At 64.4% G+C, this 13,923-nt stretch carries 11 protein-coding genes; 4 read left to right on the forward strand and 7 right to left on the reverse strand.

Features of this window, described 5'->3' with window-relative positions; genetic code table 11:
• Nucleotides 1-3 precede the first annotated feature (3 nt).
• Nucleotides 4-855, reverse strand: a complete 852-nt coding sequence (gene motA, locus QN085_RS23220) for a flagellar motor stator protein MotA (RefSeq protein WP_015272014.1) — start codon at nt 853-855, stop codon at nt 4-6.
• Between the two features lie 130 nt (nt 856-985).
• On the opposite strand from motA, the gene QN085_RS23225 reads away from it, so the two are divergent.
• From QN085_RS23225 to asd, 3 genes are read left to right on the forward strand one after another with little or no spacing between them, the layout of a single operon-like run.
• A complete protein-coding gene (locus QN085_RS23225) occupies nt 986-2,521 on the forward strand; it encodes an HDOD domain-containing protein (RefSeq protein ID WP_024087814.1) in 1,536 nt (511 codons plus the stop codon).
• Between the two features lie 44 nt (nt 2,522-2,565).
• On the forward strand, nt 2,566-3,375 hold the full coding sequence (locus QN085_RS23230; RefSeq protein ID WP_013974448.1) for a rhodanese-like domain-containing protein: 810 nt from the start codon (nt 2,566-2,568) through the stop codon (nt 3,373-3,375).
• A 9-nt stretch (nt 3,376-3,384) separates the two neighbouring features.
• A complete protein-coding gene (asd, locus tag QN085_RS23235; protein WP_013974449.1) occupies nt 3,385-4,248 on the forward strand; it encodes an archaetidylserine decarboxylase in 864 nt (287 codons plus the stop codon).
• 131 nt (nt 4,249-4,379) lie between these two features.
• On the opposite strand, the gene serB is transcribed toward asd, so the two are convergent.
• Nucleotides 4,380-5,594 carry a phosphoserine phosphatase SerB gene (gene serB, locus QN085_RS23240; RefSeq protein ID WP_015272016.1) on the reverse strand — a complete coding sequence of 405 codons (1,215 nt, stop codon included), beginning with the start codon at nt 5,592-5,594 and terminating at the stop codon, nt 4,380-4,382.
• Between the two features lie 135 nt (nt 5,595-5,729).
• Between serB and QN085_RS23245 the strand changes: the two genes are divergently transcribed.
• On the forward strand, nt 5,730-7,190 hold the full coding sequence (locus tag QN085_RS23245; protein ID WP_024087815.1) for an AhpA/YtjB family protein: 1,461 nt from the start codon (nt 5,730-5,732) through the stop codon (nt 7,188-7,190).
• A 158-nt stretch (nt 7,191-7,348) separates the two neighbouring features.
• Here the strand turns inward: QN085_RS23245 and QN085_RS23250 are convergent, their stop codons facing one another.
• The 5 genes from QN085_RS23250 to parE form a co-directional block, all read right to left on the reverse strand.
• Nucleotides 7,349-8,059, reverse strand: coding sequence for a PqiC family protein (locus QN085_RS23250; RefSeq protein ID WP_031324184.1), 711 nt, complete (start codon nt 8,057-8,059; stop codon nt 7,349-7,351).
• A gap of 172 nt (nt 8,060-8,231) precedes the next feature.
• Nucleotides 8,232-10,490, reverse strand: a complete 2,259-nt coding sequence (gene parC, locus QN085_RS23255) for a DNA topoisomerase IV subunit A (RefSeq protein WP_023660490.1) — start codon at nt 10,488-10,490, stop codon at nt 8,232-8,234.
• Between the two features lie 10 nt (nt 10,491-10,500).
• Nucleotides 10,501-11,019 carry a retropepsin-like aspartic protease family protein gene (locus QN085_RS23260; RefSeq protein WP_024087816.1) on the reverse strand — a complete coding sequence of 173 codons (519 nt, stop codon included), beginning with the start codon at nt 11,017-11,019 and terminating at the stop codon, nt 10,501-10,503.
• Nucleotides 11,016-12,002, reverse strand: a complete 987-nt coding sequence (locus QN085_RS23265; protein WP_013974455.1) for an esterase-like activity of phytase family protein — start codon at nt 12,000-12,002, stop codon at nt 11,016-11,018. The genes QN085_RS23260 and QN085_RS23265 overlap by 4 nt, the downstream gene beginning before the upstream one ends.
• Nucleotides 11,999-13,903, reverse strand: a complete 1,905-nt coding sequence (gene parE, locus QN085_RS23270) for a DNA topoisomerase IV subunit B (protein WP_015272020.1) — start codon at nt 13,901-13,903, stop codon at nt 11,999-12,001. Before parE ends, QN085_RS23265 begins: the two co-directional genes overlap by 4 nt.
• Between the last annotated feature and the right edge of the window lie 20 nt (nt 13,904-13,923).

Below are 13,923 nucleotides of genomic sequence, written 5' to 3' on the forward strand. Positions count from 1 at the left end.
GACTCAGCGACCGCGAACCGCTTGTTCCAGTTCGGCGAAGCTTGGGCGGTGCTTGGGGTACAGCACCTTGCGCCCGAACTCGACCGCCAGCGAAGGCGGCATGCCCGAGGCCGAGGCCACCAGCGAAGCCTTGATCGATTCGTAGAGGTTCAGCTCTTCCTTGGCATCGTGCTCCAGGCACTTGGCCAACGGGCCGAAGAAGCCGTAGGCCGCCAGAATACCGAAGAAGGTACCCACCAGCGCCGCACCCACATGGAGGCCGATGGAGGCCTGGTCACCATCGCCGAGCGAGGCCATGGTCACCACGATACCCAGTACCGCCGCAACGATACCGAAGCCGGGCATGCCGTCGGCGATGCCGGTCACCGCATGGGACGGGTGCTCCAGTTCTTCCTTCATGCTCAGCAGTTCCATGTCGAACAGGCCCTCGAGCTCGTGCGGGGCCATGTTGCCGGTGGACATGATGCGCAGATAGTCGCAGACGAACGCGGTCATGCGCTCATCGGCCAGCACCGTCGGGTACTTGGCGAAGATCGGGCTGGCGGCGGCATCTTCGATATCGGCCTCGATGGCCATCATGCCTTCGCGCCGGCTCTTGTTGAGAATTTCGTACACCAGGCCCAGCACTTCCAGGTAGAAGGCGTGAGTGAAGCGCGAGCCGAACATCTTCATCGACTTCTTGATGACGTGCATGGTCATGTGGCCAGGGTTGGCCTGCAGGAATGCACCAAAGGCCGCACCGCCGATGATCAGTACTTCGAACGGCTGGATCAGTGCCGCGATCTTGCCGTGGGAAAGCACGTATCCGCCGAGCACGCTCGCGAATACGACGATGATGCCGATAATTTTAGCCATAGGTTCAAAGCACTTGCTGTCGTGGTCAGGGGAAGAGACGGGAGCTTTAAAACTCTTCTTCTACTTATCGGCAGAACTGCGCCAGACTATAGCCACTCAATGCGAAAAGCCAGTTCGGACTGATGTCAAAATGCCAATTGAAACCAAGGTGCCCGCTCAGGCTCCACGTACGCTAGAGGCCTGGGTAAAGCTGCTCGAGAGTGTTCGCATCCCCGTGCCGAAGCACAGCTACGACCGGGTCATGGCCGCCATCCACGATAACCGCCGCTCACTGCGCGATATCGCCGAACTGATGCAAGATAGCCCGGCGCTGGTGCTGTCGGTGATGCGCGAAGCCAATCACCCCACCAATGCCAGCCTGGCAGAGCCCGCCGAAAGCCTGGAAGTCGCCCTCAACCGCCTGGGCCTGGAGCGCAGCGAACAGCTGCTCAAGCGCCTGCCAGCAGTGCCCGTCGAAGAGATTCCGCCGGTACTGTGCCAGTTCCAGCTGATCAGCCAGCACGCCTCGCAGCAGGCCAGCGGCCTGTTCGCAAGCCGCCTGGCACGGCTGTGGCAGGAAATCCACTGGGGCAGCCTGTTGTTCCTGTCGCCACTCTGGCCGCTGGCGCTGGCCTACCCCAAGCTGCTCGATACCTGGGAGCTGCGGGTTATCCACAAGGGCGAAGACGCCGCCCATGTCGAGGAAGAACTGTTTGGCGTGCGCATCATGGAGCTGTGCCAGACCATGGCGGAGTACTGGCGCCTGCCACAATGGGTGACCCAGGGTTACCGCCTGCTGCTGGAAGAGCGCGAACAACTGGCCCAGGTGCTCAGTATCGCCCGCGACCCGGACCTGCTCAGCCAGCAACACCGCCTGGACGCCGAGCCTGGCCTGCGCCGCTGGTTCAACCAGCCGGCCAACACCGTGCTGCTGGCAAACAACCTGGCCCTGGCGGCACAAGTGGGCTGGGACAACCCGCACCTGTTGCGCTGGCAGCTGCTGACCGCACTGTACCTGCAGACCTCGCTGGACGACGTGCAGCAGCAGGTGCACCAGCAGGCTGCGGCCAGCGCCCGCCGCCATGCCCAGCATGCCTTGTTCCACCCGGCCGAAGCGCTGATCTGGCCCTGGCACCAGCGCCGTCCGCACCCAGACATGCTGGCTCCGCCACCTCCCACAAGCGACGAACTGGCGCGCTGGCGCAAGCTGTGCCAAGACCTTCTGGCCCAGCCCAGCCCGTTCACCAACAGCGTGCACCTGGCCACGCAGGTTATCGAGGCCCTTCTGGCCTCTGGCATGCAGCGGATACTGCTGCTGAGCCTGGACAAGGCCAACGACCAGCTGCGCGTGCAGCAGATGGCCGGCCTGCCCAAGGAAGCCGGGGCGCTGGTACTGCCGGTGGCGCAGAACAAACTGCTGCAAAAGCTGCTGGCCAAGGCCGGGCAATTGCGTATCACCCCGGAAAACCACAGCCAGTTCTCGGCCCTGCTGCCGGCCCCGCTGCGTGCCTTGTTCCGCAGCGAGCACGTGCTGCTACGCTCGCTGGCGGTGACGGACCAGGTGCTGATGCTGATGGTGGCAGACCAGGGCTGCCGGCCGCTGGCCGATATCAGCGTGCAAGCCTTCGGCAAGACCGCACAGTGCACCGAACGGGCGCTGTCGGTGTTTGCCAACCGCAAGGCCTGAGCCTTGCGCTACAATCGCCCCTCTTTCCACACTGGAGACCGTGGATGACTGACTTTTCCGGCCTGCCCCTGGTGATCGAAGCCGCGGACCTGCTGCCGCGCCTGGATTCGCCACAGCTGATCCTGATCGACCTGAGCAGCGCCAACCGCTATGTCAGCGGGCATATCCCCGGCGCACGCTTTGTCGAAGGCAAGCGTACCCAGCTCGGCCAGCCCCCCGCGCCCGGCCTGCTGCCGGCCCTGGGCGAACTGGAAAAACTGTTCAGCGAACTCGGCCACCGTGACGATGCCGTGTATGTGGTGTATGACGATGAGGGCGGCGGCTGGGCCGGGCGCTTCATCTGGTTGCTCGACGTGATCGGCCATAAGCGTTACCACTATCTCAATGGCGGCATCCAGGCCTGGCCCGCCGACAAGCTCTCCACAGAAGTGCCCGCCAGCGGCAATGCGCCGGTGCACCTGCGCATCGACACTTCGCCAACCGCCACCCGCGAGTACCTGCAAAGCCGCCTGGGCGCCGACGACCTGGTCATCTGGGACGCCCGTGGCCCGCAGGAATTCAGCGGCGAGAAAGTACTGGCAGCCAAGGGCGGCCACATCCCCGGCGCGATCAACTTCGAGTGGACCGCCGGCATGGACCTCAACGACCACCTGCGCATTCGCCAGGACATCGCCGAAGTCCTGAAGAACCTGGGCATCACCCCCGACAAGGAAGTGATCACCCACTGCCAGACCCACCGCCGCTCCGGTTTCACCTACCTGGTGGCCAAGGCCCTTGGATACCCGCGCGTCAAGGCCTACGCCGGCTCGTGGAGCGAATGGGGCAACCACCCGGACACGCCTGTAGAAGTCTAAGGAACCTGCATGAAATCCCGTTTGTTCATCATCAGCCAGTACCTGCTGCCGCACCACTTGCTGTCGCGGCTGGCCGGCTGCATAGCCGAGTGCCGCGTGCGCTGGTTCAAGAACGCCTTCACCGCCTGGTTCGCCAAGCGTTACCAGGTCAACATGAGCGAAGCGCTGGTCGAGGACCTGAGCGCATACGAGCACTTCAATGCATTCTTCACCCGTGCCCTGAAGCCGGGTGCCCGCCCGCTGGACGAGACCCCGGGCGCCATCCTTTGCCCGGCTGACGGTGCCGTCAGCCAGCTTGGCCCGATCGAGCACGGCCGCATCTTCCAGGCCAAGGGCCACGGTTTCAGCGCGCAGGAGCTGCTTGGCGGTGACCCGGCCATGGCCGCGCCGTTCATGGGCGGCGAGTTCGCCACCATCTACCTGTCGCCCAAGGACTACCACCGCGTGCACATGCCGCTGGCCGGTACCCTGCGTGAAATGGTCTACGTGCCGGGCCGCCTGTTCTCGGTCAACCAGACCACCGCAGAGAACGTCCCCGAGCTGTTCGCCCGCAACGAGCGCGTGGTCTGCCTGTTCGATACCGAGCGCGGGCCGATGGCCGTGGTGCTGGTGGGCGCGATGATCGTCGCTTCGATCGAAACCGTGTGGGCCGGGCTGGTGACGCCACCCAAGCGTGAACTGAAGACCTTCCGCTACGACGAAGCCAGCCGCGCGCCGATCCACCTGGAGAAAGGTGCCGAACTAGGCCGCTTCAAGCTGGGGTCGACTGCCATCGTGCTGTTCGGACCGGAGCAGGTGAAGTGGGCGGAGAACCTGGGTGCGGGTTCAGCGGTGCGCATGGGGCAGCAGTTGGCGGCGCCTGTGCAGGCTTGATTGCCTGATGGAACCTGGGGCCGCTTTGCGGCCCTTTCGCGACACAAGTCCGCTCCTACAGGAGATATGCGATTCCCTGTAGGAGCGGCCTTGTGTCGCGATGGGCTGCGAAGCAGCCCCGGATTGTCGAGTCAGCCGCGCGCGTCGCGGTCGCGCAGGCCCAGCAGATACAACACTCCATCCAATCCCAGGGTAGAAATCGCCTGCTTGGCCGACTGGCGCACCAGCGGCTTGGCGCGGAACGCCACACCCAGGCCGGCCAGCGACAGCATCGGTAGGTCGTTGGCACCGTCACCCACGGCAATGGTCTGCTCCAGCTGCAAGCCTTCTTCGCTGGCCAGCTTCTGCAGCAGCTCGGCCTTGCGCTGGGCATCAACGATCGGCTCCACAGCCACGCCGGTCACCTTGCCATCGACCACTTCCAGCTCGTTGGCGAACACATAGTCGATGCCCAGACGCGCCTGCACCTGGCGAGCAAAGTAAGTGAAGCCACCGGACAGGATCGCGGTCTTGTAACCCAGGCGCTTGAGCTCGGCAAACAGGTTCTCGGCACCTTCGGTCAGACGCAGCGACGCCCCGATCTCATCCAACACGCCCACATCCAGGCCCTTGAGCAGCGCCATGCGCTCCTTGAAGCTGGCGCGGAAGTCCAGCTCGCCGCGCATGGCGCGCTCGGTGATGGCGGCAACCTGCTCACCCACGCCAGCGGCCTTTGCCAGTTCGTCAATGACCTCGGCTTCGATCAGCGTCGAATCCATGTCGAAGACCGCCAGGCGACGGTTGCGGCGGAACAGGTCGTCCTTCTGGAAGGCAATGTCGATGCTCAGCTCTTCGGCCAGGGCGAAGAAGTCGGCACGCAGAGCCTCGGCATCGCTCGGCACGCCGCGCACAGAGATCTCGATGGCCGCCTTGCCCTTGTCGGTCTCGGCATCCAGCGCCACACGGGCCGACAGGCGCTCGATGCGCTCGATGGTCAGGCCGTACCGGCTGATCACCGCACTCACCCGCTGCAGTTGCTCTGGAGTGATCTTGCGGCTGAGCAAGGTGACGATGTGGCGCGCCTCGCCCTGGCCATCGGCCCAGTGCTGGTAGTCCGCCTCGGAAATCGGCGTGTAGCGGGCCTGCAGGTTCAGCTCGTGGGCCTTGGCCTGCACGCTCTGCAGCAGGGAGGTGGCCACTTCGTTGTCCGGGATATCGACCAGGATGCCGAACGACAAGGTACCGTGCATGACTGCCAGGCCAATGTCGAGGATGCTCACACCGCCCTGCAGCAGGACGCCGGTGATAGCCGCAGTGAGACCGGGACGGTCCTCACCGGTGATGTTGATCAGGACGATTTCGCGCACAACCTGGCTCCGACTTCGATGAAAAATGCGCATTCTACCGATTTTCCGTGACCGTCGGGCGCCAACGATACTTTGCCGACAAAACCCGGCTCGCTATACTGCCCCACACTTTCATGCCATTAAGAGCCGAGCTCAGTGAACCGGCCCACGCCCGTCAAAGCAGACAACTTCTTCCTGATGATCTATCGCGCCCTGAGTCAACGTCGCGTGCCGCTGGCACTACGCATCGCCTGCACCAACATTTTCCTGGTGGCGCTGGCGTTGGTGATCTACGCCTGCGTGATGGGCCTGCAGTTCAAGCAGGCCATGCACGAGCAGGCCGATGCTCTGGGCCAGAGCCTGACCACCCAGACCGCCACCTCGGCGACCGAGTTGCTGGTGGCCAACGACATCCTCAGCCTCAACGTTCTGCTCGGCAACCTGGTGAAAAACCCACTGGTGGCCCATGCGGCGATCTACAGCGTGGACAACCGCATCCTCGCGGAAGCCGGCCAGCGCCCGCGCAACAGCCTGCTGGGCGAGGCCGAAGGCCTGTACCAGACCAAGATCACCTTCCAGGACGTGACCGCCGGGCAACTGCGCATCAGCCTGGACATGAGCCAGTTCCAGCAGCCGATGCTGATCAGTCTGCAGAGCATGGGCATCCTTGCCGCCATCCTGCTGGTGTTGGCGCTGACCCTGAGCCTGCGCCAGGGCCGCTTCATCACCCTGCCGCTGCTGCAGCTGCGGGTGTGGCTGCGCGACCCGCAACCCTATACCCCGGCCACCGACCGCCAGGACGAGATCGGCGACATCGCCCGCCAGCTGCACGCGCGCCTGGCCCCGCCGCCGCCACCTGAGCCGGAGCCCGAAGAAGAAGAAGAAGACGAGCAGTTCGACGACCTGCACGACTCTGCCCCGGCAGCCAAAGTCGCACCGCGCGCCAAGCTTGCCGCCCAGGCGGACGAGGATGACGATGAAGCCTTCGCCGGCCTGCTGGACGACGAAAGCGCGCCCAAGGCCGCCGTGGTCGAATCCGACGAGCCGCAGTACAGCGCCGTGCTTGCCGTGCAACTGGGCTCGCAGGAGCAGCTGCGTCGCCTGCCGCGCACGCGCCTGACCGAACTGACCGAGCGCTACCGCGATTGCCTGGAACATGCAGCCTCACTCTACGACGGTGAAACTCACACGCTCAACGACGGCAGCACCTTGGTGCTGTTCCACAGCCGCGACTGCGGCGAGGACTACCTGACCAACGCCATCTGCTGCGGCGAGTTGTTGCGCGCCTTGGGCCATGCCCTGCAGATCGAGGTAGCGGACAGCGGCATTACCCTGCAGCTGCAGCTGGGCCTTGCTCTGGGTAACGACCTGCAAGGGCTGGAGCTGGTAGACCTGCTGATGGCCGAAAAGGCCCAGGACGCTCTGGCACTGTCGCAGCACAGTCGCAACTTGTTGCTGGTAGAACGGCAGATCAGCGATGACACGCTGATTCGCCAGCGCGCCCGCATTCGCCCGATTGCCAGCCCCGAGGGTGCCTGCTGCGTGGAGCGCCTGATGGAACCCTACCCGTCGATGCTGGAGCGTCAGCTGGCGCGGATGCACGAACGCCGGGCCTGATACCGGGCTGGCTTCTTCGCGGGTAAACCCGCTCCCACAGGGCCTGCACCAACCTGTGGGAGCGGGTTCACCCGCGAGAGACCAGCACATACAGTACAAAAACTGCAGATACGAAAAAGCCCGCAATGATGCGGGCTTTTTCGTATCTGGCAGTTAGATCAGAACCGGTAGACTTCCATATCGGTTCGAATCGGCGCAGCCATCGGGATCTTGGATTTCTCAGGCGTCTTCTTCACCTGCACCGGAGCAGCCGATTTTTTAGGCGACTCTTCGGCAATCGCCGGCTGGTTAGCCAGAGGCTTGACCGCTGTGCTCAGCTGTTCGGCCAGTTTCTGAAGCAACTGGCCCTGGGCCTGCACCTGCGACGCCTCGCTGCCCGCGTGTGGCTGTTCGAGGTGAACGATGCGGTTGTCACGCACATGGCCACGGCGGTCCAACAGGCGCCACTGGGCATCCAGGACGGCCGGCTGGTCCTTGCCCGAGTCCAGGCGAGTGATCGACAGCAGCACTTGTACATCCGGGTTGAACCCGGCAGCCGCCGGGGCCAGCACCACGCGCTGGCTGTCCAGGCGCCAGGCGAGCTGGCGCACCAGCAGCTGGTCGATATCCGACGAAAGGCTGCCGGCCCAACGACCGTCGGTCGCCGAACTCAGGCTGCCATCGGCCTGACGCTGCAGGAACGTCTCACGTTGCAGGTAATCGGCAACCGATACCGGACCGAGCACCACGGCCATGCCCGCACTCTGCGAAGGCTGGCCAGGATCACCACTGTCGAGCTGGTACAGGGCAACCGGCTGATGCATGGTGCACCCGCCAAGGCCCAGCAGGCCAGTCATCAACAGCGCAAATGGAAGGCGCAGAAATTTCATCATCCCATCCAGGCGGTCGCCAAAAGGCCAACCGCAGTGATACACATAAATTCAAACGGGCACACGGCCACGCCGGCACCGCAAGGGCCATATCATCCGCGAAATAACCGTCCGACTCCAGCATTTCTGCCCGGAACGACGCTGAAATTGCCGCTCCAGACATTTCAACCGCTTACGCCGGCACTTCCACCTGCAACCCATCGACCCGCTGGAACCCGCGTGGCAGCTTGCTGCCGCGCCGTCCGCGCTCGCCCTTGTAATGCTCCAGGTCGTCCGCTTTCAGAGATAGGGTACGCTTGCCGGCTTGCAATACAAGCGTCGCGCCATCTGCTATCACGGCCAGATCGGTAACAAATTCTTCACGGCTCGCCACCCGGTCGCCCGGCACCCCGATAATCTTGTTGCCCTTGCCTTTGCCCAACTGAGGCAGGTCGCTGACCTTGAATACCAGCAGACGGCCTTCGGTGGTAACCGCCGCCAGCCAGTCCTGCTCGCGGTTGGCCACCGGGCGCGGGGTCATGACCTTGGCACCGTTGGGCAGGCTGAGCAAGCCCTTGCCGGCCTTGTTCTTGGCCTGCAGGTCTTCACCCTTGACCACGAAGCCATAGCCGGCGTCCGAAGCCACCACGTACAGTGCATCGTCGTCCGGCAACAGCACACACTCGAAGGTGGCCCCCGGTGGTGGCGTCAGGCGGCCGGTCAGTGGTTCGCCCTGACCACGCGCCGACGGCAGGCTGTGGGCGGCTAGCGAGTAACTGCGGCCAGTAGAATCGATGAGCACGGCAAACTGGTTTGAGCGCCCGGCAGCAGCGGCCTTGAAGCCATCGCCGGCCTTGTACGACAGGCCGGTGGCATCAATGTCGTGACCCTTGGCGCAGCGCACCCAGCCCTTCTCCGAGAGCACCACGGTGACCGGCTCGGTCGGCATCAGCTCGTTTTCCGACAGCGCCTTGGCCTCGGCACGCTCGACGATCGGCGAGCGGCGGTCGTCGCCATAGGTTTCAGCATCCTTGATCAGCTCGCTGCGTACCAGCTTGCGCAGCTTGGCATCGCTGCCCAGCAGGGCGAGCAGCTTGGCCTGCTCCTTCAGCAATTCATCCTGCTCGCCGCGGATCTTCATCTCTTCCAGGCGTGCCAGCTGCCGCAGGCGGGTCTCGAGAATGTAGTCGGCCTGGATTTCGGTCAGGTCGAAACGGGCGATCAGGGCCTGCTTGGGCTGGTCTTCGGTACGGATGATGTGGATAACTTCATCCAGGTTGAGGAACGCGGTCAGCAAACCTTCCAACAGGTGCAGGCGCTTCTCCACCTTGTCCAGGCGGTGCTGCAGGCGGCGACGGACGGTAGCGGTACGGAACTCCAGCCATTCCAGCAGCAGCGCTCGCAGGTTCTTCAGCTGTGGCCGGCCGTCCAGGCCGATGATGTTGACGTTGACCCGGTAGCTGCTCTCCAGGTCGGTCGTGGCAAACAGGTGCTGCATCAGCTCATCGGCATCCACACGGTTGGAGCGCGGGATGATGACGATGCGGCACGGGTTCTCGTGGTCCGACTCGTCACGCAGGTCGGCGACCATAGGCAGCTTCTTGGCCTGCATCTGCGCAGCGATCTGCTCCAGCACCTTTGCCCCGGAGACCTGATGCGGCAGCGCGGTGACGACGATGTCGCCATCCTCGACGCGGTAGACGGCGCGCATACGGATGGAGCCGCGACCGCTTTCGTACATCTTGAGGATTTCTGCCCGCGGCGTGACGATCTCGGCCTCGGTCGGGTAGTCCGGCCCCTGGATGTGCTCGCACAGCTGCTCGATGGTGGCCTTGGGCTCGTCGAGCAGGCGCACACAGGCCGTGGCCACTTCACGCAGGTTGTGCGGCGGTACGTCAGTGGCCATGCCAACGGCGATACCAGTGGTGCCGTTGAGCAGGATGTTGGGCAGGCGCGCAGGCAGCACGGCCGGCTCCTGCAGGGTGCCGTCGAAGTTTGGCACCCAGTCCACGGTGCCCTGGCCGACTTCGCTGAGCAGCACTTCGGCGTAGCGCGAAAGACGCGCTTCGGTATAACGCATGGCGGCGAACGACTTCGGATCGTCTGGCGCACCCCAGTTGCCCTGGCCGTCGACCAGGGTATAGCGGTAGCTGAACGGCTGGGCCATCAGCACCATGGCCTCGTAGCAGGCCGAGTCGCCGTGGGGGTGGAACTTGCCGAGCACGTCACCGACGGTACGCGCCGACTTCTTGTGCTTGGCATCGGCATCGAGCCCCAACTCGCTCATGGCGTAGACGATGCGTCGCTGCACCGGCTTCAGGCCATCGCCGATGTGCGGCAAGGCGCGGTCCATGATCACGTACATGGAGTAGTTGAGATAGGCCTGTTCGGTGAAGTCAGCCAGCGAGCGGCGTTCTACGCCATCCAGGCTGAGTTCCAGTGAGTCGCTCATGCGGGCCTCGTCATTTCAGGTTCTGGCGCAGCAGCATGGTGCCGCCGCGCTGGGTAAATTCAAGTTGTTTCAGGGCACTCATGCCCAGCAATACGGTCTGCCCGTCCAGGCCCGGCACCACGATGGCGCGCACGTCCTGCAGGCGGATATCCCCCAGCTGCAGGCTGGTCAGGCGCGTGCGGTAGCCTTCGGTACGGCCGTTGGCGGTACTGAGCTGCACCGGGCTGCCACGCTCCAGGCCCAGCTCGCGGCCCAGCGCCTCGGGGATGGCCACGTCGGTAGCACCTGTGTCGAGCATGAAATGCACCACCTGGCCGTTGATTGCGCCATCCATCACGAAGTGGCCCTGGCCGTTGCCCAGCAGGCGCACCTCGATAAAGCCTTCGCCATGCGCCGACTGCACCTGGGCATTGGGGTTGCGCTGGCTGTCTTCCCATTGGCCGAAAAAACGCGTGGCAAGGAACAGCGCCGCCGCCCAGGCGACGATCATCAATACCTTGCCAGCCCGCTTGCCCGGTGCCTGGCTCATGGCTTGGCGCTCCATCCGCCTTCCGGCGCATCGAAGCGCCAGACGATCGGGCGTGCTTCGCCATCGGCGCGGGCGCCGTTGTTGTTGTCCACGCCTATCCAGGCGCCCTTGGCATCGATCACCAGGGCCTCGGCCAGACCGAACGGCTGCTGGTAGCGACGCGACTCGACCAGGGCATCGGCAGCGAACGACCAGCAGCGCTCGACCATGCCGCTGTCGGTATCCCGACGACAGACGCGGTAGGCATTGCGTTCGAGAGTGAACAGCTTGCCTTCGAACCAGGCCAGGTCGGCGAAGTCGCGCGACAGTGCCTGGGCATTGGGCATCTGTGCCGGTTGCATTTCGACCCCGGCCTCGCTCAGCAACACGCAGCTGCGGCCGCAGGTCCACACCGACTGCTGGCGCTCGATAGCCACCAGGCCACGGCGCTCGCGCTCGGCGGCCAGCCACAGGCGGTCACCTGCCGGGTTGATCGCCAGACCTTCGAACAAGGCGTTGAAGTTCAGCAGCATGCCGCTGGCCCGGGCCTGACGAACCATGGCCGGGTCGATCTTCAACCAGTCCGCCTCGCCTTCCAGCGGCAGTTGCAGCACAGCGGCATGAGCTTCGCTGACCAGGTACAGGTTGCCCGCCTGGTCACAGCTGATACCTTCGAAATCCAGCTCGCCACCACGAATATACGACGCCGCCCAGTTGCGCGACTTAAGGCCCCACGGCAGGCCACTTTCCGGCACCGCTGGCGGGGTGAAAGTGAGCGGCTGCGCGCGCCAGGTCGGGTTTTGCTGGTCGAAGCGGTAGATGCGGTCGTCGTCGCGGTCGGATACGCCCCACAGCCCGCCCCGGCATTCCACCAGGCCAGACAGGTTGCCACCGCGCATGCCTTCGATCGGGTGCTCGGCGCTCAGCTTCAACTCTGGCCAGTTGCCCGCCAGGCTCGGCAGGGCAACCAGCGCCAGGCAGGCAGCCAGAAGCCGCCGAATCAAACCATGACCTCGGCCAGGTTGCCCTTGGTTTCCAGCCAGCTCTTGCGGTCGCCCGCGCGCTTCTTGGCCAGCAGCTTGTCCATCAGCTCGCAGGTGGCCTGCACGTCGTCCAGGGTCAGTTGCACCAGGCGCCGGGTATTCGGGTCCATGGTGGTCTCGCGCAGCTGTGGCGGGTTCATCTCGCCCAAGCCCTTGAAGCGGGTGACCTGTGGCTTGCCGCGCTTCTTCTCGGCCACCAGGCGATCGAGGATACCGTCACGCTCGGCCTCGTCGAGTGCGTAGTAGATTTCCTTGCCCAGGTCGATGCGGTACAGCGGCGGCATGGCCACGTACACATGCCCGGCCTCGACCAGGGCGCGGAAGTGCTGGACAAACAGTGCGCACAGCAACGTGGCGATGTGCAGGCCGTCGGAGTCGGCGTCGGCGAGGATGCAGATCTTGCCGTAGCGCAGCTGCGCAAGGTCGGTGGCCCCCGGGTCGACGCCAATGGCCACGGCGATGTTGTGCACTTCCTGGCTGGCCAGGACTTCGCCACCGTCCACTTCCCAAGTGTTGAGGATCTTGCCACGCAGCGGCAGGATCGCCTGGAATTCCTTGTCGCGAGCCTGCTTGGCCGAGCCACCGGCCGAGTCACCCTCGACCAGGAACAGTTCGGCGCGCATCGGGTCCTGGCCGGCGCAATCGGCCAGTTTGCCGGGAAGTGCCGGGCCCTGGGTTATGCGTTTGCGCTCGACCTTCTTGCTGGCCTTCAGGCGGCGCCCGGCGTTGCTGATGGCCAGCTCCGCCAGTTGCATGCCCAGCTCGGGGTGGGCGTTGAGCCACAGGCTGAACGCGTCCTTGACCACGCCGGAAACGAAGGCAGCCGCCTCGCGCGACGACAGGCGCTCTTTGGTCTGCCCGGAGAACTGCGGGTCCTGCATCTTCATCGACAGCACGAAAGTGATGCGCTCCCAGACGTCTTCCGGCGCCAGCTTCACACCGCGCGGCAGCAGGTTGCGGAACTCGCAGAATTCACGCATGGCATCCAGCAGGCCCTGGCGCAGGCCGTTGACATGGGTGCCGCCCTGGGCGGTAGGGATCAGGTTGACGTAGCTTTCCTGGATGCTGTCGCCGCCTTCTGGCAGCCACAGCAAGGCCCAGTCCACCGCTTCCTTGTTACCGGCCAGGCTGCCGCAGAACGGCTCGTCGGGCAGGCGCTGGAACTCATTGACGGAATCGACCAGGTAGGAACGCAGGCCATCCTCATAGTGCCATTCGACTTTCTCGCCGCTGGCCTTGTCCTCGAAGCTGACCAGCAGGCCCGGGCACAGCACGGCCTTGGCCTTGAGCACGTGCTTGAGGCGGCTGATGGAGAACTTCGGCGAATCGAAGTACTTGGGGTCGGGGCTGAAGTACACGCTGGTGCCGGTGTTGCGCTTGCCGACCGAGCCGACCACTTCCAGCTCGCTGGCCTTGAAGCCATCGGCGAAGGTCATCTGGTATTCGTTGCCGTCACGTTTTACGCGCACGCGCACCTGGGTCGACAGGGCGTTGACCACAGAGATGCCCACGCCGTGAAGGCCACCGGAGAACTGATAGTTCTTGTTGGAGAACTTGCCGCCGGCGTGCAGCTTGGTGAGGATCAGCTCGACCCCGGACACGCCCTCTTCCGGGTGGATGTCCACCGGCATGCCGCGGCCATCGTCGCTGACTTCCAGCGAGTGGTCGGCATGGAGTATGACCTGTACCGAACGGGCATGACCGGCCAGGGCTTCGTCGACACTGTTGTCGATGACTTCCTGGGCCAGGTGGTTGGGGCGGCTGGTATCGGTGTACATGCCCGGCCGCTTGCGGACCGGGTCAAGGCCCGAGAGGACTTCGATGGCGTCTGCGTTATAGGCGCTAGCGCTGGGAGTGGCCATAGGGTCTCGTCGTCAGTCTG

The sequence above is a fragment of the Pseudomonas sp. M2(2023) genome, assembly GCF_030263955.1.
In the GTDB taxonomy this organism is placed as follows: domain Bacteria; phylum Pseudomonadota; class Gammaproteobacteria; order Pseudomonadales; family Pseudomonadaceae; genus Aquipseudomonas; species Aquipseudomonas asiatica.